The organism is Streptomyces sp. NPDC005805, from assembly GCF_040630445.1.
GTDB lineage: Bacteria > Actinomycetota > Actinomycetes > Streptomycetales > Streptomycetaceae > Streptomyces.
Genome location: NZ_JBEXXN010000034.1, coordinates 56,231 through 78,512 on the forward strand (window position 1 = coordinate 56,231; position 22,282 = coordinate 78,512).

Annotated in this window: 21 protein-coding genes and 2 tRNA genes; 21 read left to right on the plus strand and 2 right to left on the minus strand. The window is 72.4% G+C overall.

Annotated elements, in window-relative coordinates:
• Nucleotides 1–56: 56 nt before the first annotated feature.
• The 7 genes from ABZ457_RS19650 (at nt 57) to rfbC (ending at nt 8,011) form a co-directional block, all read left to right on the plus strand.
• On the plus strand, nt 57–1,298 hold the full coding sequence (locus ABZ457_RS19650) for a glycosyltransferase family 2 protein (protein WP_359158840.1): 1,242 nt from the start codon (nt 57–59) through the stop codon (nt 1,296–1,298).
• A gap of 62 nt (nt 1,299–1,360) precedes the next feature.
• On the plus strand, nt 1,361–2,428 hold the full coding sequence (locus ABZ457_RS19655; RefSeq protein WP_359158841.1) for a glucose-1-phosphate thymidylyltransferase: 1,068 nt from the start codon (nt 1,361–1,363) through the stop codon (nt 2,426–2,428).
• A complete protein-coding gene (rfbB, locus tag ABZ457_RS19660; RefSeq protein ID WP_359158842.1) occupies nt 2,425–3,411 on the plus strand; it encodes a dTDP-glucose 4,6-dehydratase in 987 nt (328 codons plus the stop codon). Before ABZ457_RS19655 ends, rfbB begins: the two co-directional genes overlap by 4 nt.
• Nucleotides 3,408–4,319, plus strand: coding sequence for a dTDP-4-dehydrorhamnose reductase (rfbD, locus tag ABZ457_RS19665; RefSeq protein WP_359158843.1), 912 nt, complete (start codon nt 3,408–3,410; stop codon nt 4,317–4,319). Before rfbB ends, rfbD begins: the two co-directional genes overlap by 4 nt.
• 114 nt (nt 4,320–4,433) lie before the next feature.
• Nucleotides 4,434–5,189: a class I SAM-dependent methyltransferase gene (locus ABZ457_RS19670; RefSeq protein WP_359158844.1), complete on the plus strand. Its 756-nt coding sequence runs from the start codon at nt 4,434–4,436 to the stop codon at nt 5,187–5,189.
• 174 nt (nt 5,190–5,363) lie between these two features.
• On the plus strand, nt 5,364–7,364 hold the full coding sequence (locus ABZ457_RS19675) for a glycosyltransferase (protein WP_359158845.1): 2,001 nt from the start codon (nt 5,364–5,366) through the stop codon (nt 7,362–7,364).
• 50 nt (nt 7,365–7,414) lie between these two features.
• Complete coding sequence (gene rfbC, locus ABZ457_RS19680) at nt 7,415–8,011, plus strand: dTDP-4-dehydrorhamnose 3,5-epimerase (protein ID WP_359158846.1); 597 nt, start codon at nt 7,415–7,417, stop codon at nt 8,009–8,011.
• A gap of 97 nt (nt 8,012–8,108) precedes the next feature.
• Here rfbC and ABZ457_RS19685 read toward each other — a convergent pair whose 3' ends face one another.
• Nucleotides 8,109–10,226 carry a glycosyltransferase family 2 protein gene (locus ABZ457_RS19685; RefSeq protein WP_359158847.1) on the minus strand — a complete coding sequence of 706 codons (2,118 nt, stop codon included), beginning with the start codon at nt 10,224–10,226 and terminating at the stop codon, nt 8,109–8,111.
• A gap of 276 nt (nt 10,227–10,502) precedes the next feature.
• On the opposite strand from ABZ457_RS19685, the gene proB reads away from it, so the two are divergent.
• The 5 genes from proB to ABZ457_RS19710 all read left to right on the plus strand — a co-directional run bounded on the left by proB (nt 10,503) and on the right by ABZ457_RS19710 (nt 15,947).
• Nucleotides 10,503–11,630 carry a glutamate 5-kinase gene (gene proB / locus ABZ457_RS19690; RefSeq protein ID WP_359158848.1) on the plus strand — a complete coding sequence of 376 codons (1,128 nt, stop codon included), beginning with the start codon at nt 10,503–10,505 and terminating at the stop codon, nt 11,628–11,630.
• 166 nt (nt 11,631–11,796) lie between these two features.
• A complete protein-coding gene (locus ABZ457_RS19695; protein WP_359158849.1) occupies nt 11,797–12,483 on the plus strand; it encodes a hypothetical protein in 687 nt (228 codons plus the stop codon).
• 222 nt (nt 12,484–12,705) lie between these two features.
• Nucleotides 12,706–13,998, plus strand: a complete 1,293-nt coding sequence (locus tag ABZ457_RS19700) for a glutamate-5-semialdehyde dehydrogenase (protein ID WP_359158850.1) — start codon at nt 12,706–12,708, stop codon at nt 13,996–13,998.
• Between the two features lie 159 nt (nt 13,999–14,157).
• Entirely contained in the window at nt 14,158–14,766 is a 609-nt protein-coding gene (locus ABZ457_RS19705) for a hypothetical protein (RefSeq protein ID WP_359158851.1), read from the plus strand.
• Between the two features lie 101 nt (nt 14,767–14,867).
• Complete coding sequence (locus ABZ457_RS19710) at nt 14,868–15,947, plus strand: hypothetical protein (RefSeq protein ID WP_359158852.1); 1,080 nt, start codon at nt 14,868–14,870, stop codon at nt 15,945–15,947.
• A 48-nt stretch (nt 15,948–15,995) separates the two neighbouring features.
• Here ABZ457_RS19710 and ABZ457_RS19715 read toward each other — a convergent pair whose 3' ends face one another.
• A complete protein-coding gene (locus tag ABZ457_RS19715; RefSeq protein WP_359158853.1) occupies nt 15,996–17,111 on the minus strand; it encodes a M48 family metallopeptidase in 1,116 nt (371 codons plus the stop codon).
• Nucleotides 17,112–17,298: 187 nt separating this feature from the next.
• Between ABZ457_RS19715 and ABZ457_RS19720 the strand changes: the two genes are divergently transcribed.
• The 9 genes from ABZ457_RS19720 to ABZ457_RS19760 all read left to right on the plus strand — a co-directional run bounded on the left by ABZ457_RS19720 (nt 17,299) and on the right by ABZ457_RS19760 (nt 22,219).
• A complete protein-coding gene (locus ABZ457_RS19720) occupies nt 17,299–17,460 on the plus strand; it encodes a hypothetical protein (RefSeq protein WP_359158854.1) in 162 nt (53 codons plus the stop codon).
• 56 nt (nt 17,461–17,516) lie between these two features.
• A complete protein-coding gene (gene nadD, locus ABZ457_RS19725) occupies nt 17,517–18,140 on the plus strand; it encodes a nicotinate-nucleotide adenylyltransferase (protein WP_359158855.1) in 624 nt (207 codons plus the stop codon).
• Between the two features lie 19 nt (nt 18,141–18,159).
• The gene (locus tag ABZ457_RS19730; protein WP_359158856.1) at nt 18,160–19,881 is read left to right on the plus strand and encodes an LCP family protein; all 1,722 of its coding nucleotides are present in this window, start codon (nt 18,160–18,162) and stop codon (nt 19,879–19,881) included.
• Nucleotides 19,882–20,007: 126 nt separating this feature from the next.
• Nucleotides 20,008–20,442 carry a ribosome silencing factor gene (gene rsfS, locus ABZ457_RS19735; RefSeq protein ID WP_359158857.1) on the plus strand — a complete coding sequence of 145 codons (435 nt, stop codon included), beginning with the start codon at nt 20,008–20,010 and terminating at the stop codon, nt 20,440–20,442.
• Nucleotides 20,443–20,501: 59 nt separating this feature from the next.
• Nucleotides 20,502–21,149, plus strand: coding sequence for a histidine phosphatase family protein (locus tag ABZ457_RS19740; RefSeq protein WP_359158858.1), 648 nt, complete (start codon nt 20,502–20,504; stop codon nt 21,147–21,149).
• Nucleotides 21,150–21,276: 127 nt separating this feature from the next.
• A tRNA-Ala gene (locus ABZ457_RS19745) sits at nt 21,277–21,349 on the plus strand.
• Between the two features lie 236 nt (nt 21,350–21,585).
• Complete coding sequence (locus ABZ457_RS19750; protein ID WP_018846672.1) at nt 21,586–21,759, plus strand: hypothetical protein; 174 nt, start codon at nt 21,586–21,588, stop codon at nt 21,757–21,759.
• A gap of 3 nt (nt 21,760–21,762) precedes the next feature.
• Nucleotides 21,763–21,996, plus strand: a complete 234-nt coding sequence (locus ABZ457_RS19755; protein WP_147986417.1) for a hypothetical protein — start codon at nt 21,763–21,765, stop codon at nt 21,994–21,996.
• A 150-nt stretch (nt 21,997–22,146) separates the two neighbouring features.
• A tRNA-Ala gene (locus ABZ457_RS19760) sits at nt 22,147–22,219 on the plus strand.
• Nucleotides 22,220–22,282: the final 63 nt, after the last annotated feature.

Genomic DNA, 22,282 nt, shown 5'->3' on the forward strand with positions numbered 1-22,282 from the left:
CCGTCCGACGGAGCGTCGGGGGCAACCTTTCGTCCGCCGGATTGTCTTGTAGGCATATGAAGGACGACGCGGTACCCGACGTGAGCGTGGTCGTCGGCGCCTATGAGGCCATGCCCTACCTGATCCGCTGCCTGGAATCGGTGGAGTCGCAGACCCTGGGCGCCGACCGCATCGAGCTCGTCGCCGTCGACGACGGCGCGACCGACGGCACGGCCGAGTACCTGGACGAGTTCGCCGCCCGGACGAAGGTGCCCACCACCGTCGTCCACCAGCCCAACTCCGGTGGCCCCAGCGGCCCCCGCAACACCGGCCTGGCCCGCGCCCGCGGGCGCTACGTCTTCTTCCTCGACGCGGACGACTACCTCGGCGACGAGGCCCTGGAGCGTATGGTGGCGATGGCCGACCGCGCCGGGACCGACGTCGTCCTCGGCAGGATGGCCGGCCGCGGGCGCGGGGTGCCCCGCTCGATGTTCAGCCGGACCCTGGAGCACGCGGACGTCTGCACCTCGCGGATCATCTTCGCGCTCAGCGCCCAGAAGCTCTTCCGCCGCGAACTCCTGGTGCGCACCGGCCTCACCTTCGACGAGGCACTCGCCACCGGCGAGGACTCCCTCTTCACCATGGAGGCGTATCTGCGGGGCGCGGGCGTCTCCGTGGTCGCGGACTACGACTGCTACTACCTGGTGGGCCGCGAGGACGGCAAGCACGCGACCCGGCGGGGCGACCACCGGGACCGCTTCGCCGCGCTGACCGCCCTCGCCGAGCTGATCGCCCGTCTGGTGCCGCCCGGCCCGCGCCGGGACCAGCTGATGGTGCGTCCGTTCACGGTCGGGCTGCTCCAGCAGTTCGGGCCCGCGCTGCTGGGCCGGCCGGAGGCGGAGCAGCGGGAGAGACTGCGCCTCGCCGGGGCGATGACCGGCCCGCACTGGAACCGCGGCGTCGCCAGGCGCATCAAGGTGGGTGAGCGGTTGGTGCTGGAGTGCGTGGCGCGCGGGCGGCTGGATCTCCTGCGCGACATGCTGGAGTTCACCGCCGCGGGCTCGGTGCCCGAGGTGGTGCGCGGACGGCTCACCGGCCGCACCCGGCTCGCGTATCCGCACTTCCGCGACCGGGCCTCGGGCCTGCCGCTCTCGGTGTACGAGGTGACGGTCCCGGACTGGTCGGGTGACCGCCGGGTGACACCGGGCGTCCCCGGCCCGTTGCCGGGAAGAATCCTGCGACGGGCCCGCCGGGAGGCCGGCCGGCTGCGGCGGCGAGCGGCCCGGCGACCGGCCGGGCTGACCCGGAAGGATAGGTAACATCAGATGTGCTGGAGCGGTAAGAGCTCTGGAAATACTTTCGAAACTTTGGGGCAGGGGCAGTGAAGGCACTCGTACTTTCCGGGGGAGCGGGCACTCGGCTGCGTCCGATCACGCACACGTCCGCCAAGCAGTTGGTGCCCGTTGCCAATAAGCCGGTGCTCTTCTACGGCCTGGAGGCCATCGCCGAAGCCGGGATCACCGAGGTCGGTGTCATCGTCGGTGACACCGCCGACGAGATCCGCGAAGCCGTCGGCGACGGTTCGCAGTTCGGCGTCAAGGTCACCTACATCCCGCAGGACAAGCCGCTGGGCCTCGCGCACGCGGTGATCATCGCCCGTGAGTTCCTGGCCGACGACGACTTCGTGATGTACCTCGGCGACAACTTCATCGTCGGCGGCATCACCGGTCTCGTCGACGAGTTCCGCGCCGAACGCCCCGACGCGCAGATCCTGCTGACCCGGGTGCCCAACCCCACCTCCTTCGGTGTCGCCGAACTGGACGACGCGGGACGGGTCGTGGGCCTGGAGGAGAAGCCGAAGGAGCCCAAGAGCGACCTGGCCCTCGTCGGCGTCTACCTGTTCACCTCGGCCATACACGAGGCGGTCCGGTCCATCGAGCCGTCCTGGCGCGGCGAGCTGGAGATCACCCACGCCATCCAGTGGCTGATCGACCAGCGGCGCGACGTCCGCTCGACCACGATCCACGGCTACTGGAAGGACACCGGCAACGTCACCGACATGCTGGAGGTCAACCGGTCCGTCCTGGAGAGCGTCGAGCCGGTCAACGAGGGCACGGTCGACGGGGACAGCGAGATCATCGGGCGCGTCCGGATCGAGGCCGGGGCCCGGATCACGGGGAGCCGGATCGTCGGCCCCGTGATCATCGGCGCGGACTCCGTGATCAGTGACGCGTATGTGGGCCCGTTCACCTCCGTCTCGGAGGGCTGCCGCATCGAGGACAGCGAGATCGAGTACTCGATCGTCCTGCGCGGCGCCTCCGTCACCGGTGTCCGCCGGGTGGAGGCCTCCCTGATCGGGCGTGACGTCGAGGTCACCCCGGCCCCCCGCAACCCGTCCGCCCACCGACTCGTCCTCGGCGACCACAGCAAGGTGCAGATCTCCTCATGACCACCAAGATCCTCGTGACCGGCGGCGCCGGCTTCATCGGCTCGCACTACGTCCGCACGGTCCTCGGCCCCCAGGGCCCCGGCGACGTGTCCGTCACGGTCCTGGACAAGCTCACCTACGCGGGCAACCCGGCCAACCTGGACGAGGTCCGCGACCACGAGGGCTTCGCCTTCGTGCAGGGCGACATCTGCGACCCGGAGCTGGTCGGCAAGCTGATGGCCGAGCACGACCAGGTCGTCCACTTCGCCGCCGAGTCCCATGTGGACCGCTCCATCGACGGCGGCGCCGAGTTCGTCCGCACCAACGTCGTGGGCACCCACACCCTGATCGACGCCGCCCACCGGGCCGGCATAAAGACCTTCGTGCACATCTCCACCGACGAGGTCTACGGCTCGATCGACGAGGGCTCCTGGCCCGAGACCCACCCGCTGCAGCCCAACTCGCCGTACTCCTCGGCCAAGGCGTCCAGCGACCTGATCGCGCTGTCGTACCACCGCACGCACGGCCTCGACGTCCGGGTCACCCGGTGCTCCAACAACTACGGGCACCACCACTTCCCGGAGAAGGTCATCCCGCTGTTCATCACCAACCTGCTGGACGGCAAGAAGGTCCCGCTGTACGGCGACGGCGGCAACGTCCGCGACTGGCTGCACATCGACGACCACGTCCAGGGCATCGAGCTGGTGCGCACCAGGGGCCGCGCCGGCGAGGTCTACAACATCGGCGGCGGCACCGAGCTGTCCAACAAGGAGCTCACCGGCCTGCTGCTGGAGGCGTGCGGCGCCGACTGGGACACCAGCGTCGAGTACGTCACCGACCGCAAGGGCCACGACCGCCGCTACTCCGTGGACTGCACCAAGATCCGCGAGGAGCTGGGCTACGAGCCCCGCAAGGACTTCGCGACCGGCCTCGCCGAGACGGTCGCCTGGTACCGCGAGAACCGTGCCTGGTGGGAGCCGCTGAAGGAGCGTGCCGCCCTGTGAGCACCTGGCTGGTGACCGGCGGGGGCGGCATGCTCGCCCGCGATGTGCGCGCCCGGCTGGCGGCGGACGGGATCGAGGCCGTCGCCCCGGCGCGTGCCGCGCTCGACATCACCGACCCCGAGTCGGTGCACGGGACCCTGGCGGAGCACCGCCCGGCCGTGGTGGTCAACTGCGCGGCCTGGACGGACGTGGACGGCGCCGAGACCGAGGAGGCGGCCGCCCACGCGGTCAACGCGACCGGCCCCCGGGTCCTCGCCGAGGCGTGCAAGGAGGCCGGCGCCGTCCTGGTGCACGTCTCCACCGACTATGTCTTCGCCGGCGACGCGGAGACGCCCTACGCGGAGGACGCGCCGACCGCCCCCCGGAGCGCCTACGGGCGCACCAAGGAGGCGGGGGAGCGGGCGGTGCTGGAGCTGCTGCCCGAGTCGGGGTACGTCGTCCGCACGGCCTGGCTCTACGGTGAGGGCGGCGGCAACTTCGTCCGCACCATGATCCGCCTGGAGTCGCAGCGCGAGACCCTGGACGTGGTCGACGACCAGCGCGGCCAGCCGACCTGGAGCGCGGACCTGGCGGATCTGCTGGTGCGCATCGGCCGGGGCGGCCTGGAGGGGACTGTGCCGCCGGGCGTGCACCACGGCACCAGCTCCGGCGAGACCACCTGGTTCGGGCTGACCCGGGAGATCTTCCGTCTGCTGGGCGCCGACCCGGAGCGGGTCCGCCCGACCACGAGCGAGGCGTTCGTGCGTCCGGCCCCCCGCCCGGCGTACAGCGTCCTCGGGCACGACGGGCTCCGGAGCGCCGGAATCGAACCCCTTCGCGACTGGCGTCAGGCGCTCGCCGAGGCGTTCCCGAAGCTGCTCGCCGCGGAGCGCCCGGCGGGCGACACGCCCGACGCTACCCGCCGGTAGATGTTTACCGACGGGTTGCCGACCCGCTAACTTCGCTGGGAATCAATAAAGTTGATTCCCAGCGAAGGGCCCCACAAGGTGGACCGTCACAGTTTTCTGCGTCACCTGCACAGTGTGTACAAGCCCCGGAACTACCTGGAGATCGGGGTCAACGACGGGCGCAGCCTGACGCTGTCCCGCGTTCCTTCGGTGGCGGTCGATCCCGCCTTCCGGGTCGTGACGGAACTGAGCTGCGACGTACACCTCGTCAGAGCGACCAGTGACGATTTCTTCGCGCGCAAGGACCCGCTGCTGCACCTTCGCAACGGACGCAATCCATTCCGGGCGCTCGCCCGGAAGGATCCGATGAACCTGTTCGGATCCGACCCCAAACTCGAACTCGCATTCATCGACGGGATGCATCTCTTCGAGTACGCGCTGCGCGACTTCATGAACGTCGAGAAGCATTCCCGCTGGTCCAGCGTGATCGTCCTGGACGACATGCTGCCGCGGAACATCGACGAGGCCGCCCGCGACCGCCACACCGACGCCTGGACCGGTGACGTCTACAAGGTCGCCACCGTGCTGCGCCGCCACCGGCCCGACCTCGTCGTGGTCGAGGTGGACACCCAGCCCACCGGTGTGGTGCTGGTCTTCGGCGCCGACCCGCTGAGCACGGTCCTCAAGCGCTCCTACGACGCGATCATCGAGGAATACGTCGTTCCCGATCCGCAGGACGTCCCCGAGGAAGTGCTGGTGCGCAAGAACGCCGTCCAGCCGGAGGCGCTGCTGGGCGCGGACTTCTGGCCCGATCTCGTCAGGGCCCGCAACCTGCGGCGGCCGAGGTCCGCATTCGAGGGGCTGCGCGGCAGAATTCCCCGTTCCGCATAAGCGCTCCGGCGAGATCACCCGACCGTAGGACTTCCCTCACGAAGCGGCGGCCACCCGGCACCGGGGGCCGCCGCTCCGGCGAGAAGGCTGCCCGGGGCAACAGGATATTCTGTGGCTCCCATGCTCCCGCACTCCAGATTGCCGGAGCTGCCTGCGGACATTGGGAGTTGCTGGATGCCGGTCAAGGTGAGCGTCGTCATACCCGTCTACAACCCGGGCGAGTACATAGAGGACTGCATAGCCTCGCTGCTGCGCCAGAGTCTGCCGGACGACGAGTACGAAGCGATCTTCGTCAATGACGGCTCGACCGACGAGACGCCCGCCCGGCTGGACCGGCTGGCCGCCGAGCACCCGCACATGCGCGTGATCCACCAGGAGGCGTCCGGCTGGTCCGGCAAGCCGCGCAACGCGGGCATCGCCGCCGCCCGCGGTGAGTACGTGATGTTCGTCGACAACGACGACTGGCTGGGCGACGAGGCGCTGGAGCGCATGTACGAGTACGGCGTCGCCAACGAGGCCGACATGGTCATCGGGAAGATGGCGGGCAAGGGCCGCCCGGTGCCGCTGGAGCTGTTCCGGGTGAACCGCCCCCGGGCCTCCGTCGAGAACGCCCCGCTGATCGACAGCCTCACCCCGCACAAGATGCTCCGCAAGGAGTTCCTCGACCGGCACGACCTGCGCTTCATGGAGGGCCGGCGCCGCCTGGAGGACCATGTCTTCGTCGCGGAGGCGTACCTGCTCGCGGAGAACATATCCGTCCTCAGCGACTACCTCTGCTACTACCACGTCAAGCGCGAGGACGCCTCCAACGCCGGCTTCCAGCGCTTCGACCCGGTCGGCTACTTCACGAACCTGCGCGAGGCCCTGGACGTCGTCGAGCGGCACACCGAGCCCGGCGCCCTGCGTGACAAGCTGTTCCGCCGCTGGCTGCGCAACGAGATGGTGGAGCGGCTGCGCGGCAAGCGCCTGCTCGCCCTCCCCGAGGACTACCGCAAGGAACTGTTCGCCGAGATCCGGGGCGTCGTCACCGAGCGCTTCGGCCCCGGTGTCGCCGCCGGGATGCAGCCGATCCAGCAGATCGTCACCGCCCTGATCGTCGCCGACCGGCTCGGTGACGTCGAGGAACTCGCCCGCTGGGAGGCCGGCATCCGGCCCACCGGAGTGCTGGAGAGCCTGGGCTGGGAGGACGGCCGGCTGGAGGTCGCCTTCACCGCCGAGTACGAGGTCGACGGCGAGCCCCTGCGCTACCGGGACGTCAACGGCAAGGATCTGCTGGACTTCCGTCTCGCCGACGCCACCCGCGAGGCGATCGCCGAGACGGGCGTCGAGCCGCTGGCCGCGCTGGAGCACGCCAAGGTCGACCTCGTGGTCCGCGAGCGCGCCACGGCCGCCGAGTTCTTCCAGACCGTCGAGTTCACCCGGGAGCGCCTGCCCGAGGGCGACGGCTTCCGCTCGCTCCTCCTCGCCAGGAGCGGGATCGACAGCGAGACCGCCGCCAACGGCGCCCCGCTGGGCAAGGGCATCTGGGACGTCCTCATCCGCATCAGCGCCTCCGGCTGGACCAAGGAGACCCGCCTCGGTTCCGTGCGCGCCGACGACGCCGAGGCCGGCCGCAAGGGCTCCCTGGCCGGTTCGCCGCGGCGACTGGTCCTGCCCTACTGGACCGAGCCGCACAGCAACCTCTCGCTCGACGTCGACCACGCCACCAGCAAGTTCGACCGCGACGTGGCCTCCCTCACCGTCGCGGAAACGGTTCTGTCGGACGGCCGGATCAGCTTCCCGCTGCCCCTCGCGGTGACCGGCGAGGAGCCGGTCGCCCTGCGCTTCAAGCGGCCCGGCGCCGACCGCCCCACCGAGGTCAAGGCCACCCTGACGCCCGGCGACGGCGGCCGCGCCGTCCTCTCCGCGGCCCTGCCCACCGACCCGGCGGCGCCCGCCGAGGGCCGCGTCGAACTGGGCCTGCCCTCCGCGGACCGGGGCAAGCCGCGCTGGACGGCCCTGCCTCTCGTGCTCACCCCGTCCGCCGACGGTACGGTGCGGGTCCGGCACGCCGCGGAGGCCGCGGCCAAGGCGGCCAAGGCCGCGCGGGACAGGGCCGCCGCCGTCCGCGCGGCGCCCCGGCCCTCGCTGCTGCGCCGCACGGTGCGCCGCGTCCGCCGCGCCCTGTCGAAGTAGCCACCGCGCCACCGGCGCGTCACCACCGCAAGAACGAGAACGGAAACCGTATGCGACCTCTGTCCATCGAAGGCGCCTGGGTGCACGAGCCCAAGGTGTTCACCGACGATCGCGGCAGCTTCCACGAGTGGTTCCGGGGCAACGACTTCCTGGAGGCCACCGGCCAGCACCTCGCCCTGGCGCAGGCCAACTGCTCCGTCTCCCGCCGGGGCACCCTGCGGGGCATCCACTTCGCGGACGTGCCGCCGAGCCAGGCCAAGTACGTCAAGTGCGTGCGGGGCGCGGTCCTGGACGTCGTCGTGGACATCCGCGTCGGCTCTCCCACGTACCGGCAGTGGGAGATCGTCCGGCTGGACGACGAGTCGCACCACGCGGTCTACCTCTCGGAGGGCCTCGGACACGCCTTCTTCGCGCTGACCGACGACGCCACCGTCGTCTACCTGTGCTCGGAGGGGTACGCGCCCGAGCGGGAGCACGGCATCCACCCGCTCGACCCGGAGCTGGGCATCGAGTGGCCGGCGGACATCCTGCCGCTGCTGTCCGCCAAGGACGAGGAGGCGCCCACCCTGGCGGAGGCGGAGGCCCAGGGGCTGCTGCCCCGGTACGCCGACTGCGTCTCGTTCCGCGAGGAGCTGCGGGGGCGCTGAGTGTTTGCGGGGGCCGGGGACTTCGAGCCCCTGGCCCTTGCGACCTGGCCCCGGTGACCTGGCCCGGCCCTGGTGACCGGGCCCGGGCCCGCGGCTCTCAGCCGAGGAGGCGCGCCGCCAAGCGGCGCGCCTTCTTGCGCCAGCGGGGCGGCAGCCGGCGCACGACGGGCCCCGCGGTCGCCTTCACGGCCCGCCGCACCGCCGCCCGCCGCCGCTGCCGGGTGATGCTCCGCAGCGAGGCCGGGTCCGGGACCGGCAGGGCCGGGTCGATCCGGAGGAGCCCGCCGGCGGCGACCTCCGCCGCGCACAGGTCGAGCGGGGCCGCCCGGTCGCCGTCCAGCCGCACGCCGAGCCGCCAGGCGCCGGGCGGCGCCCCCGCGACCCTGCGCGGCACGGTCAGCTGCGCCCGGCCCTGCGCGGGGCGCAGCACGCCCGCCCAGGTGTGCACCACCGAGGGCTGCGGGCCGTCCGGCTCTCCCGCCCCCTCCACCGGCTTGCTGAGGACCAGCTCCACCGGGACGGGCCCGGTCGCCGGGGCGGTGACGATGCCGAGCCGCAGCTCGGTGGTGCGCCCCGGCATCCGCAGCACCGGGCGGTCGCGCAGATGGGGCCCGAGGGTCTTGCCCCGGCGGTCGACGTCGAGGGTGAGATTGCTGTGCGGGTGGGTGAAGTAGGGGATCACCGGACGGGCCCCGGCGGTCAGCAGGGCGGGCTCCGGGAGGTCGGGGATGTGCTCCGCCCGGTCGGCCCCCAGCCGCGCCTTGCGGACCAGGCCGAAGCCGCGGACCGGGACCCAGGCGTCCCAGAAGCCGCGCCGGAGTTTTCCGTACACCGCGCCGTTGCCGCCCGCCGCTCCCTTCCCGCCGGCGGGGGCGAGGCGGGCCGTGCCGCGCACGACGAGTTCGCAGGTCTCCTCGCCCTCCTCGCCCTCCGCGTCGCCCTCGTCCAGCGTCTCCAGCCGGCGCTCCGTCTCGGCAGGGCAGGGCCACTCGACGGCCTTCTCCCGGTCCCGCAGGGAGAGTTCCGCGGTGAAGCCGTCGAGGTCGTCGGTCACGTCGAGGAGGCGGCCCGGGGGGAGGAACCCGGCGGTGATGTCCGGGTGCACACAGAGCCGGCCGTCGCGGCGCACCAGCTTCAGCGGCCGCTTCTCCTCGCCGTGCACCAGCCGGGCCGTGAAGCGGAGCGAGAGCCGGTCGCTCCCGGCGTCCCAGCTCAGGTCGTCCAGACGGGCCGCGCCCTTGACAGTGGCGGCGAACCGGGCGAGGCGCACCAGCCCCTCCGCGTCGTCCTCGCGCAGCAGGGCGGCGCGCAGGCGGAGCAGGGGACCCATGCCGTCCCGCACCGAGTCGCCCATGAAGTCCTCGGCGAGCGGCCGGACCGCGTCCACCATCTCCCGCAGATAGGCGTCGTCGTACTTCAGCACGGCGGGTTCGCTGAGGCGGCCGAGCATCTCGACGCGGTAGAAGCGGCGCAGCACCTTGTCCCGGAAGGGGCCGGGCTCGGTGTTGGCGGCCACGACGTCGAGGACCTCGCGGAGGTTGGCGTAGTACCCGGCGGGCACGACCCGGGCCGACCCGGCGTTCTTGCCGTCGTCCCGCTTCGAGTAGTAGTAGCAGGTGTACGAGCCGACGATGGACACGTTCTCGGCGGGGAAGTACGCCCGCATCATGTAGAGCTGGTCCTCCAGCCGGCGCTTCCCCTCGGGGTAGGCGATGCCGTGCTCGCGCAGGAAGGCGACGCGGAACATCTTGTGCGGGGTCAGGCTGTCGAACAGCGGCGCGGTGCGCAGGGTGCACTTCTCGCGGTCCCGGCGGAAGACGCCGTGCGGCACTCCGCGGAAGTCGCTGGCCACCTTGCCGAGGACGATGTCGGAGCCGTTGCGGTGCCCCATGTCGTAGAGGCGGCGCAGCGCGTCCGGGCCCAGGTGGTCGTCCTGGTCGAGGAACTGGACGTACTCGCCGCGCGCCTCGGCGACCCCGATGTTGCGCGGCTTGCCCGGCCAGCCGGAGTTCGGGATGCGGACGACCCGGAAGTTCGGGTGCTTCCCGGCCAGTTCGGCGAGTTGCTGCGGGGTGTCGTCCGTGGAGCCGTCGTCGATGAAGACGGCCTCGAACTCGTCCGCCGGGAGGGTCTGCCGGATCAGGGAGTCGATGCAGGGATCGATGTACCGGCCGGGGTTGTAGACCGGGATGACGACGCTCACTTTGACCGACACAGCAGTGTCCCCGTCTCATGTAGGCACTCGTGTAGGCAGCGGACGCGAAGGCGTGTCCGCGTACACCTGCCGCGTGCCCGCTTTCGCCTCCTTCGCACCCTAACCACGGTCGGTCCGGGTTTTCCGGGACCGGGACGCATCCGGCACGGGGTGTCGCCTCCAAGGGAGCCGCGACCGTCCGCCCGGCGGCGGAACGCGTCCCACCGGGGCCGTCCCCGCTGTCCAGCGGCCGGAACACGTGCGCGCCCGCGCCCGGTCCTGGCATAGATTCCTCGTGTGACAGAGGCGAGACAGCAGGTGACACAGGCCCGGAGGATCGTCGTCAAGGTGGGCTCCTCCTCCTTGACGACCGCCGCGGGCGGGCTCGACGCCGACCGCGTGGACGCGCTGGTCGACGTCCTGGCCAAGGTGCGCAGCGGCGGCGAGAAGGAGATAGTCCTGGTCTCCTCCGGCGCCATCGCGGCCGGACTCGCCCCGCTCGGCCTCGCCCGCCGCCCCAAGGACCTCGCCCGCCAGCAGGCCGCCGCCAGCGTCGGCCAGGGGCTGCTGGTCGCCCGCTACACCGCCTCCTTCGCCCGGTACGGGGTCCGCGTCGGCCAGGTCCTGCTGACCAGCGACGACACCAGCCGCCGGGCCCACTACCGCAACGCCTACCGCACCCTGGACCAGTTGCTGGAGATGGGCGCGGTGCCGGTCGTCAACGAGAACGACACCGTCGCCACCGACGAGATCCGCTTCGGCGACAACGACCGCCTCGCCGCGCTGGTCGCCCACCTCGTCCGCGCGGACCTGCTGGTCCTCCTCTCCGACGTGGACGGCCTCTACGACGGCGACCCGTCCCGCCCCGGCACGGCCAGGATCGAGGAGGTCCGGGGGCCCGGCGACATCGCCCATGTGCAGATCGGCAGCGCGGGCAAGGCGGGCGTCGGGACCGGGGGCATGGTCACCAAGGTGGAGGCCGCGCGGATCGCCGCCGCTGCCGGGGTGCCCGTCGTCCTCACCTCCGCGAGCCGGGCCGCCGACGCCCTCGCGGGCCGGGACACCGGCACCTTCTTCCACGCGACCGGCCGCCGCTCGGCCGACCGGCTGCTGTGGCTCGCCCACGCCTCCACCCCCCAGGGGTCGCTGACCCTCGACGAGGGCGCCGTGCGGGCCGTGGTGCACGGACGCAAGTCCCTGCTGCCGGCCGGAATCGACTCCGTGGACGGGGAGTTCACCGCGGGCGACCCCGTCGAGCTGCGCGACACCGAGGGCCGCCCGGTCGCCCGCGGGCTGGTCAACTTCGACGCCCGGGAGATCCCCCAGCTCCTCGGCCGCTCCACCCGGGAACTCGCGCGCGAGCTCGGCCCGGCGTACGAACGCGAAGTCGTACACCGCGACGATCTCGTCGTCCTGGAGGGCTGACCGGCCCCGAAAGGGCGGAAAGTCCCGCCCTGGGGCCGAGACCTTTACCAAAACGGCCCCACGCCCTGCCGTGGGCTGGTCAACTTTGTTGCGGACCCGCGGGATCCACGGGTCGCGACGACGCAGCAACAGGAGGCGGCCGGTGAGACGAGCGCGCCCTGGGGACATGCCCCGAACCAACGGGAGGCCCACCCAGGCCCGCCGGGCGGCGGGCGACGAGCGGACCCTGACGAGTGTCGGCGGAGCGGCCGATGTGGCGGCCGACGTGGGGGAACGGCCGGCCGAGGTGCCGGGGCCGGCGGGCGCGCCGGGTTCGCCCGGCGGGGCGGTCGACGCCCCCGCCCCCGGGCCGGAGGCCGTGCCGCACGGGCCCGCACGGGTACACGGACCGGTGGCGGCGGCCCCGGTGGCGGCGGTGAAGGCGGTGGGGCCCGTGGGCCCTGTGGACGCCGCGGACACCGGGGACGCGCCGGCGACGGGCGAGACGGGCGGCGGCGCCCGGGAGCAGCCGCTGTCCCGGCTGTGGCACATCACCCTCAGCGTCTCGGGCGCGGCGGCGCCGCTCCAGGAGGTGCGGCGCGGCCTCGAACAACTCGCCCACGACCACCCCTTCCTGCTGACCAGCCGCTACGCCACCGACCACGCGGAGATCCGCTACTGGGAGGAGGCCCGCGACCTCCATGACGCGGCGGCCGTCGCGCTGCGGCTGTGGGGCGAGCACCGCTCGACGGCGAAGCTGCCGCCCTGGGAGATCGTCGGCCTGGAGGTCATCGACCGGCAGACCTACCACCTCCGCGTCGCCGAGGGCTACGGCCCGCCACCGGCCTCCCGGGTGGGCGTCCACCCGTACTGACGCCGGGCGGGCCCGGACCGGGGGCGGGCTGGACCGGGCCGGACCAGCAGGGCGGCCGGGCGGGTCCGGCCCGGGGACGGATCGGCCGGGGCACGGGCGGGCCCGGTCCGGGACGGCGGTGGCCCGGTCCGGGACGGGCGCTTCCTTCGGTTCTGTCTCGCTTTCGTCTCGTAGTGCGGGATACCCGCCGGTCACGCGCCCGGGGCGCACTACCCTGCCCGTATGACGTCGCTCTCCTCGGTCACGCCGTACGACAACCTCTCGCCGGTCGCCCAGGCCGCCTACCGGGCGCGGGCCGCCTCGGCCGATCTCGCCCCGCTGCCGCGCGCGGCCAAGGACGACGCGCTGCTCGCCATCGCCGACGCGCTCGAAGTCCGCACCAGCGAGATCGTCGAGGCCAACGCCGAGGACGTCGCCCGCGCCCGGGAGGCCGGGACCAGCGAGTCGATCATCGACCGGCTGACCCTCACCCCGGAGCGCGTGCGCGCCATCGCCGCCGATGTGCGGCAGGTGGCGCAGCTCCCCGACCCGGTCGGCGAGGTGGTGCGCGGCTCCACGCTGCCCAACGGCATCGACCTGCGCCAGGTCCGGGTCCCCCTCGGCGTCGTCGGCATCGTCTACGAGGCCCGGCCCAACGTCACCGTCGACGGCGCGGCGCTCTGCCTGAAGTCCGGCAACGCCGTCCTGCTGCGCGGCTCGTCCTCCGCGTACTCCTCGAACACCGCCCTGGTGAAGGTCATCCGCGACGCCGTCGGCGGCGCGGGCCTCCCCGCCGACGCGGTGCAGCTCGTCCCGGGCGAGAGCCGCGAGTCCGTGCAGGAGCTGATGCGCGCCCGGGGCATGGTGGACGTCCTCATCCCGCGCGGTGGTGCCTCGCTGATCCGCGCGGTCGTCGAGGGCTCCACCGTCCCCGTCATCGAGACCGGCACGGGCAACTGCCATGTCTACGTCGACGCCGAGACCGACATCGACATGGCCGTGGAGATCCTGGTCAACTCCAAGGCGCAGCGCCCCAGCGTCTGCAACGCCGCCGAGACCCTCCTGGTGCACCAGGACGTGGCCGACGCCTTCCTGCCCCGCGCCCTCGACGCCCTCGCCGAGGCCGGGGTCACGGTCCACGCCGACGAGCGGGTCCTCGGGTACGCGGAGGCCACCAAGGCCACCCTGGTGCCGGCGACGACCGACGACTGGGAGACCGAGTACCTCTCCTACGACATCGCCGCCGCCGTGGTCGACTCCCTCGACGCGGCCGTGGCCCACATCCGGCTGTGGTCCTCCGGCCACACCGAGGCCATCGTCACCACCTCCCAGGCGGCGGCGCGCCGCTTCACCCAGCTGGTCGACTCCACCACCGTCGCCGTGAACGCCTCCACCCGGTTCACCGACGGCGGCCAGTTCGGCTTCGGTGCGGAGATCGGCATCTCCACGCAGAAGCTGCACGCCCGGGGCCCGATGGGGCTGCCGGAGCTGACGTCCACGAAGTACATCGTGACCGGCGACGGCCACACCAGGTGACCGCACCCCGCCGCCCGCGCTGACGCCCCCTCGCACGCCCCCGGCCCGGCCGGAGGCGTCGGCGCGGGACCGTCAGCGCGGGCGTGCGGGGCGTCACCCGGGCGGGGAGAGTTCGCGCTCTCCCTGCCGAAACCGGCGCCCCGGCACTACGCTGAGAGCGTGCCGGACGACGTGGGGGGCAGGCCGTTCCCGGACGGCTGGGAGCCCGACGACGACCGCGGGGGCGCGGACTGGGACTTCGCCTCCGTGGTGTTCGACGAGGACTTCGTCCGGGCCGCCGAGATCCATGAACCGACCGCGGTCGAGCGGCTGCTCGCCGCCGCCGAGGCACGCGCCGAGGCCGACGCCGCCCGCTACGGCCACGGCGGCGCCCCCGGCGACGAGGACCGCTACGACGGCTTCCCCGCCCGCCGCCCCGCACGACCGGTGGACGACGGCGCGGACGACGACGGCGAGTGCGCCGAGGACGACCGGCCCGGCGGCCCCTACGGCCGTCACGGCGGAGCGCTGCGCCCCTACCGTGGCACCGGGCGCTGGCACCGGCCCGTCGCCTGGGTCCTCGCCCTGGTGATGGGCATGGGCATGGTCGCCCTGGCCTTCAGCGCGGTCTACCGGGGAACCTCCGACAACCGCGAGGACCAGGTGCCGCAGCCCGCCCGCACCGGCGTGGACGCCCCGCCGACCGGGGCGACCGTCAGCGGCAGCGCCCCCACCGCCGAGGCGGACCGGCCGCCGTCCCGCGTCCCCGCCCTGCCGCACGGCCCCTGAGCAGCCCTGTTGACCCATGTGGCCGTACGTGGGGCGCCCCCGTCGCAACTTGTGGAGCAGCTCCGCGTTTACCTGACTCGCGACGGACCTAACCTGAAAGTATGACCCGGCGCGGAGACCCGCCTGAGGGCACGCCCGACGGACTACCGGGCGACGAGGACGAGTACCGGTCCGTCGTCTTCGACGAATCGTTCGTACAGGCTGCCCGCGTGCAGGAGTTCTCCGCCGTGGAGCGCCTGGAGGACCACGCGCCCGCCGTCCGCAGCCTGCCCTCCCGCCGGCGGGGCGGGGGCCGTCTTCTCGTCCTCCTTGTCCTCGTCGCGGTCGCCTTCGGGACCGTCGCCTATCTCGGTGTCCGCCAGCCGCACCGGCCCGTGCCCCCACGGCCCGCCGAGGCCCTGCGGATGACCCTGGTCTCCCTCTCGCCCCGCGGCCCCGTGCCCGGCGGCACACCCGCGCAGATCCTCGGCGCCGGACCTGCGGGCGCCTACCGGGAGGGCGCCGCCGGGGTGACCATGCCCGCCGTCCGCCGGACCGCCCACTTCACCGAGGACCAGGTCATGACGGCCCTCGCCACCGTGAAGGACTACCTGGTGGCCTCAGCGCTGGACCCGGCCGTGCTCACCGGTGGCGAGGTGCGCTCCGTGCGGGCGCTCCTGCGGCCCGAGCAGCTTCCCCAGTTCGACCGCGGCGTGGCCGCCCCCGAGGCCGACGGCCGGCACGCCACCACGGGCTGGCTGGTGCGCTTCGACCCGGAGGAGGTGGCCCTGGCCGACACCACGGCCCGGGTCCGGGGCTCCCTGCTCGTCACCGAGGGGGAGAGCGACGCCCTGGAGGTCACCGCCGACCACACCTACGCCTACGCGCTCCGGCCCGCCGCCGTGTCCGGCCCCTCCGCGGCCCGGGCCGCGTCGCTGTTCACCGTGCGGCGGGAGCTGCACTTCCGGATGGACCGCGACGATCTGCGCCACCACCGGCTGGAGGTGCTGGTCAGCCACACCCAGGCCGGACCCCAGGACTGCGCCGCCGACGCCTCGGGGACGCTGCGCCCGCTGCTCGCGGGGGAGCGGGCGGGCCCGAGCGGACCGGCGGGCACCGATCCCTATGCGCACGGCCCCGCCACGGCCACCCTGTGCGGCGCCCTCGCGCCGAAGGCGCTGCCGCGGCCGGCCCCGTCCTGACCGGTCGCCCGAGCCGACCCGCCCCGCCCGGTCAGGACCGAGTGCGCCTCAGCCCTCCCCGCGTCCGCCGCCGCTGCCGTTGCTCCCCGCCGGACCCGACCCCGGCCCGGAGCCCGAGCCGGACCCGGAGCCCGAGCCGGATCCGGACGCGCCGGTGAACTTGTCGCGGAGCTTGCCGCCCAGGTCGCCCGCGCCGCCGGCTATGTCGCCGACGAGCTTCATCAGCGGATCCTTGCTGCTGCGCACCGAGTCCGCGTAGTGGGAGGCCGAGTCGCGGAAGGAGTCGGTCACCGAGGTGTCCTTGTCCTCCGTGCGCCGCGGGTAGTGGCCGTCCATGATCCGCTGGTAGTCGCGGCCGGACGCCCACTTCTTCAGCTCCGCCGCGCGCACCGTGGTGAACGGGTGGGACCGGGGCAGGACGTTGAGGATCTTCAGGACGGAGTCCCGCAGATCGCCGCCGGCCTCGTACTCCTCGGCCTGGGCCAGGAAGGCGTCCACGTTCATCTCGTGCAGATGGTTGCCGCCCGCGATCTTCATCAGACCGCGCATGGACGCCTGGAGGTCCTGGCCGACCAGCAGACCCGCGCGGTCGGCCGACAGCTCCGACTTGCGGAACCACTCCCGCAGGGCGGTCACGATCGCCATGATCGCCACATTGCCCAGCGGGATCCAGGCGACCTTGACGGCCAGGCTGGTGAGGAAGAGGAGGATCGTGCGGTAGACCGAGTGGCCGGAGAGGGCGTGGCCCACCTCGTGGCCCACGACGGCCCGCATCTCCTCCTCGTCGAGCAGCTCCACCAGGCCGGTGGTGACCACGATGATCGGCTCGTCGATGCCGATGCACATGGCGTTCGGCTTCGGGTCCTGCGCCACGTACATCGCGGGGACCTTCTCCAGGTCCAGGATGTAGCAGGCGTCCCGCAGCATCGTGTGCAGGTGTGCGAACTGGGCGTCCGAGACCCGCACCGAGTCCGAGAGGAAGAGCAGGCGCAGACTTCGCTCCGGCAGCAGCCCGCTGAGCGCCTTGAACACGGTGTCGAAACCGCTGAGCTTGCGCAGCGCCACCAGTGCCGAGCGGTCCGCCGGATGCTCGTACGCCCGGGAGGAGATCTCCGGGAAGCGGCGGCGCTGCCTGCTCGGTACGCGCTCCTGGCTTTCGGTCATGGTGCCCCCTGTGTTGCGAGTCGTGCTCGTCCCCCTGACAGGACCCCAGCGTAGGCGCTGGGCCGAGACCTGACGGGGCCTGTGGATAACCTCAACGACCGAGTCGGCGTGAGCGTGCCCGAGCGGCCCGCATACGATGTGCGCGAAGTCTCCGAGCCCTGATCCCGATCGATAGGTCCTGCTGAAGATGAGCCTCACGAGCGCCGCCGCCAACCTGGTCACTCTCGCCGAGGGCGCCGAGCACGGCGGCAACCACCAGAGCCTCAACCCGTACGTCACCGGCATCGGCGCCTTCGTGGTCCTGATGCTGCTGCTGTGGATCACCACGCGCTTCAACCGCGACCGCTGAACCGGACGCGACCGCCGGGGACCGGCCGGACGACCGTGCCAGTAGGCTCTGCACGCATGGGAGAGCAGAACGCGGCCGCGGGGTCCGGTTCCGGCAAGCGCCGACTGGGCGTGATGGGCGGGACCTTCGACCCGATCCACCACGGACACCTGGTGGCCGCCAGCGAGGTGGCGGCCCTGTTCCACCTCGACGAGGTGGTGTTCGTACCGACCGGACAGCCGTGGCAGAAGAGCCACAAGGCCGTGTCACCGGCCGAGGACCGCTATCTGATGACGGTCATCGCCACGGCGTCCAACCCGCAGTTCTCGGTCAGCCGCATCGACATCGACCGCGGCGGGCCGACGTACACCATCGACACCCTGCGGGACCTGCGCGACCTGAACGACGACGCCGACCTGTTCTTCATCACCGGCGCCGACGCCCTCTCCCAGATCCTCGGCTGGCGCGACGCCGGGGAGCTGTTCTCCCTCGCGCATTTCATCGGTGTGACCCGTCCGGGTCATGATCTGACCGACGACGGGCTTCCCGAGGGCGGTGTCTCTCTGGTGGAGGTACCCGCGCTCGCCATCTCGTCGACCGACTGCCGGGAGAGGGTCGCCCAGGGCGACCCGGTCTGGTATCTGGTGCCGGACGGTGTGGTGCGCTACATCGACAAGCGCCAGTTGTACCGCGGCGACTGAGCCACGGAGAGGGGCACCGGTGAACGACCAGCAGTATCCGTACGACCCGTACGGTCGCCAGCCGCAGATCATCGGCTACGACGAGTACGGGCAGCCGGTCTACCAGCAGCCCCAGCAGTACGACCCTTACGCACAGCAGCAGTCCCCCTACCCTGAGCAGTACCGGGACACCGGCTACGCGGGCCGGGCCGACGCGTACCCCCAGGACCCGTACCGGCAGCAGGGCGGGCAGGGCGAGCAGGGCGGGTACGCCCCGTACGACCCCTACGGCACCAACGGGGGCGGCGGCTACGACGGCTACTCCTACGACACCGGCACCCAGCCCGCCGCCGTCGACACCACGCAGCAGTGGAACCTCCCCCAGCAGGGGCAGTACCAGCAGCAGCCCGCCGCCGCCCCCGCGCCCGCCGTCCCGGAGCAGCGCCGGGCCGAGGCGGAGGACGAAAGGGGCGGGGCCGGGGTCGCTCCCGGGCAGCGGGACGACGACCGCGACTACCGCACCGAGCAGTTCGCCTTCATCGAGGAGCCCGACGAGGACTCCGAGGACGTCATCGACTGGCTCAAGTTCACCGAGAGCCGCTCCGAGCGCCGCGAGGAGGCCAAGCGCCGCGGCCGCAACCGGATCGTGGCCCTGGCCGTCACCTTCGCCCTCGTCCTGGCCGGCGGCGTCGGCTACCTCTGGTACGCGGGCAAGCTGCCGGGCATGTCCGGCGGGAAGAGCGCGGAGACGGCCGCCGGCGGCGCGCAGAAGCGCGATGTGATCGTGGTCCATCTGCACAGCACCAAGAGCGACCGCACCTCCACCGCCCTGCTGGTCGACAACGTCACGGCCGAGCACGGCACCACCGTCCTGCTGCCCAACACCCTCTCGGTGGCCAACGACGACGGCACCGCCACCACCCTCGGCAAGTCCGTGGAGGACGACGGGTCGACCGGCACCCGCGAGGCGATCGGCACCCTCCTCGGGGCGAAGGTCTCCGGGACCTGGCGGCTGGACACCCCGTACCTGGAGAACCTCGTCGAACTCGTCGGCACCATCGACCTGACGACGGACACCGGCGTCCCGGCCGCCAAGAAGGGGGAGGAGCCCCTGGTGCGCAAGGGGGAGAACCAGACCCTCAACGGGCGCGCGGCCGTCGCCTACGCCACCCACCTGAACAGCGGCGAGCCCGAGCAGAAGCAGCTCCAGCGCTTCGGCCAGGTGATGCAGGCCGTGCTGAAGAAGCTGCCGGACGACCCCGGCTCGGCGACCGTGATCGTCGAGACCCTGGGCCAGATCCTGGACCCGTCCCTCAACGAGCGGGCCCTCGGCACCTCGCTGGCGAAGCTCGCGGAGCACGCCAAGGGCGGCGACTACACAACGGCCGTCCTGCCGGTCCAGCAGGACGGGACGCTCACCGAACAGGCCGCGAGCAGCGTGGTCAAGGACGTCCTCGGCGGCTCGGTGACCGCGCCCGAGCCCGGTTCGGCGGTGCGCGTCGGCATCCGGAACGCGAGCGGCGAGGCCGGGGCGACGGAGCAGGCCCGGATCTCCCTCGTCAACGGCGGCTACACCGTCATCGACGGCGGAAAGGCCGCGGCGGCGGGGTCCTCGCAGGTCACCTACGCGGACGAGGCGCAGAAGCCGCAGGCCGAGGAGGTCGCCAAGACCCTGGGCCTGCCGGCGGGCGCCGTGAAGAAGGGGAAGCCCGCGACGAACGCGGATGTGTCCGTGGTCCTGGGCTCCGACTACGAGGGCTGACGCCGGTACGCGTCACCGGACCGGGCACGCCCCGGGCTGGTGACGCGTACCGAACAATGCGGGCGTGCTCTGTCGGCGGCCCATGAGACCCTTGGAAGGAATCCGACCGCCGACGAAAGCCTGCCAGTGACCGCTACGGACCGTTCCATCGAGCTCGTCAACGCCGCCGCCCAGGCGGCCGCCGACCGGCTCGCGCACGACATCATCGCGTACGACGTCAGCGACGTGCTGTCGATCACCGACGCCTTTGTGCTCGCCTCCGCGCCCAACGACCGCCAGGTCAAGTCGATCGTCGACGAGATCGAGGAGCGGCTGAACAAGGAGCTCGGGGCCAAGCCCGTGCGCCGCGAGGGCGACCGCGACGCCCGCTGGATCCTCCTCGACTACGTCGACATCGTGGTCCACGTCCAGCACAGCGAGGAGCGCGTCTTCTACGCGCTGGAGCGCCTGTGGAAGGACTGCCCCGAGCTGCCGCTGCCGGAGGACGCGCGGAAGACGCGCGGCAAGGCCGACGAGCACGCGCGGACGACCGGCAAGGACGCGGAAGGTGAGCTGAGCTGAGCGGCACGAACGAAGGGGCCCCGGCGGCGACGGCCGCCACCGCCGACGCACCCGTACCCGTGCCGGAGCGGAAGCCCGGGCGCCGGATCGTCCTGTGGCGGCACGGTCAGACCGCGTGGAACCTGGAGCGCCGCTTCCAGGGCAGCACGGACATCGAGCTGACCGCGGCCGGCCTGGCCCAGGCGCGCCGCGCGGCGCGGCTGCTCGCCTCCCTGCGGCCCGACGCCATCGTGGCCTCGGACCTCAAGCGGGCGGCGGCCACCGCCGCCGAGCTGGGCGTGCTCACCGGCGTCGACATCGCCTACGACTCGGCGCTGCGCGAGACGTACGCGGGGGTCTGGCAGGGCCTCACCCACGAGGAGATCGTCGCCCGGTACGGCGAGGAGTACGCCGCGTGGAAGCGCGGCGAGCCCGTGCGGCGCGGCGGGGGCGAGCTGGAGACCGAGGTCGCGGACCGGGCCGCGCCCGTCGTCCTGCGCCACGCCGAGAAGCTGCCGGACGACGGCACCCTGGTGGTCGTCAGCCACGGCGGCACCATCCGGACGACCATCGGCCGGCTCCTCGGTCTGGAGGCCCACCACTGGGAGGGCCTGGGCGGACTGTCGAACTGCTGCTGGTCGGTGCTGGGCGAGGGCGCCCGGGGCTGGCGGCTGCTGGAGCACAACGCCGGCACGCTGCCCGAGCCGGTCCTCGGCGACGACACCTGAGTCTCCCGCGGGGTGCGTCCGTGCCCCGGCGTCCCCCGCCGGGGCGGCCCCCGACCCGGATTTCGCTTTCCGGCAGGTCGCAGGCTAAAGTTCTTCTTGTTCGCAGCGCGGAGCGCGAAGAACACGCGGGGCTATAGCTCAGTTGGTAGAGCGCCTGCATGGCATGCAGGAGGTCAGGAGTTCAATTCTCCTTAGCTCCACAATCGGATCCCGTCCCTCTTCAGGGGCGGGATCTTTTGTGCTGCCCCGCGCCCGGCTGCCCGGCGCGGCCGGCCCTCGGTGAGACGTCCCCACTTCTCCCTATTCTCCCGGTGGTTCGCCCCGGACCCGGTGATCAGGGCCCTTCTCCTTCGCGAACGCCGCTGACCTCCCCGCGCCGCCGTGGCAGAATCGGACGGCCGGAGGGGGACACCGGCGGTACCGGAGGGAGCGCGTGATGTCCGCCAGCGGCGAGGAGGCCGAGAGGGCTGCCGACGAGCTGCTCGTCACGGCGGAGACGCGGGCGAATCTCAGCTGTCCGTCCTGCGGCTCGTCCCATGTCGCACAGGTCCTCGGTGACAACGGAGGCGTTTCCTACGTGTGCACGGCCTGCGGACACTGCTGGAGCTGACTGATGGGTGCACACAGGCGGAAATGCGACTGGTGCGGCGGCGGTACGCCCATCGTCAGGGACATGGATCCCGTCAACCCCGAGTACCAGTACTGGTGCGAGGAGTGCGCGCGGGCGCTGATCATAAAAGGCGACCCGATCGAGACCTACCGCGAGCTGGAGGGCGAGCCGATCTACGGCCGTCTGCTGGACGAGCACTGCACCCTCAAGCGCTTCTACTCCTTCGCCACGGCCTGAACGGCCGGTTCCGCGCCTCCCCGCGGGCCCGGCGCAGGCCCTTCGCAGGCCCGCCGGAGGCCCGGCGGACAAAGGATTTGGAGAAGCGCGGACGGGGGCGTTAATGTTCTCTACGTCGCCGCGGGGAACACCGGCGGAGGACACAGGCAAGGGGCTATAGCTCAGTTGGTAGAGCGCCTGCATGGCATGCAGGAGGTCAGGAGTTCAATTCTCCTTAGCTCCACAGAACGAGGAAGCGGGGGGCCCGGGGTGGGTTGGCGCCCTGCGAGGGGTGTGTGGTGGTGTG